General features: G+C 69.8%; 1 protein-coding gene. It reads right to left on the bottom strand.

Going from position 1 to position 1,045, the window contains the following annotated elements:
* The coding region (locus ACWFR3_RS46845) for a thiamine pyrophosphate-dependent enzyme (RefSeq protein WP_453740818.1) at positions 1-1,045 on the bottom strand (1,045 nt) is incomplete at both ends.

The following is a 1,045-nucleotide window of genomic DNA, read 5'->3' as shown; positions in this document are numbered from 1 at the left end:
CGGTGTTGGAGTTCTCCCCGACCTCCAGGTCCATCTTCCACTTGATGAGCCCGTAGCCGTTGTCCTGCCAGATCAGCACGGTCAGCGGGATGTTCTCGCGGACAGCCGTCTCGATCTCCTGGGAGTGCATGAGGAACGAGCCGTCGCCGACCGCCGCCAGCACCTTCGTCTGCGGCCTGGCGAGCTGGACCGCGAGCGCGCCGGGCAGCGAGAAGCCCATGGTGGACAAGCCGTTGGAGATGAGGCAGGTGTTCGGTGCGTACGTCGGGTAGAGCCGGGCCATCCACATCTTCAGCGCGCCGGTGTCGACCAGCACGATGTCGTCGCGACCGAGCGCGGCGCGGGTGTCGGCGATGACGCGCTGCGGGGCGAGCGGGTAGCGCTCGTCCGCGGCGCCCTGCTCGAGTTCCTTGGCCAGCAGCGCGCGGGTGGCCGTGGTGTCCTCGTCGTCGACTGTCCAGCGCAGGCCGTCGAGTTCGGTGGCGAGGGCGTCGAGGGAGGCGGAGATGTCGCCGATGATGCCGACGTCGACCGAGTAGCTGTCGTCCACCTGCGCCGGGAAGCGGTGGATGTGGATGATCTTCTTGTCACCGTCCGGGTTGATCCGGGACGGGTCGAACTCCTGCAGCTCGTAGCCGACGGCGATGACGACGTCGGCCTCCTCGAACCCGAAGTTGGTGTAGTCGCGCCGCATGAAGCCGAACGTGCCGGTCGCGCACGGGTGGTCGTCGGGCAGGACGCCCTTGCCGTGGAAGGTGGTCGCCGTCGACACGTCGAGTGCGGTGGCGAACGCCGTCAGTGACTCCTCGGCGCCGCCGCGCGCCGCGCCGTGTCCGGCGAGGATCACCGGCCGGCGGGCTTCCCGCAGCAGCTCCACCGCCCGCTTGATCTGCTTCGGGGACGGCGCCTCGGGCTGCACGACGTCCCTGCGCAGCGGGCGCAGGTCCGAGCCGTCCGTCGCCTCGTCGACATCCTCGGGCACGGCGAGGTAGACGGCGCCGGGCCGCTCGGACTCTGCGGTCTTGAATGCGCGCCGCACCATCTC

The organism is Streptomyces sp. NPDC055189 (assembly GCF_053606765.1).
The sequence above is the reverse complement of the archived record's forward strand: the minus strand, read 5'-3'. Positions and strand labels throughout refer to the sequence as shown.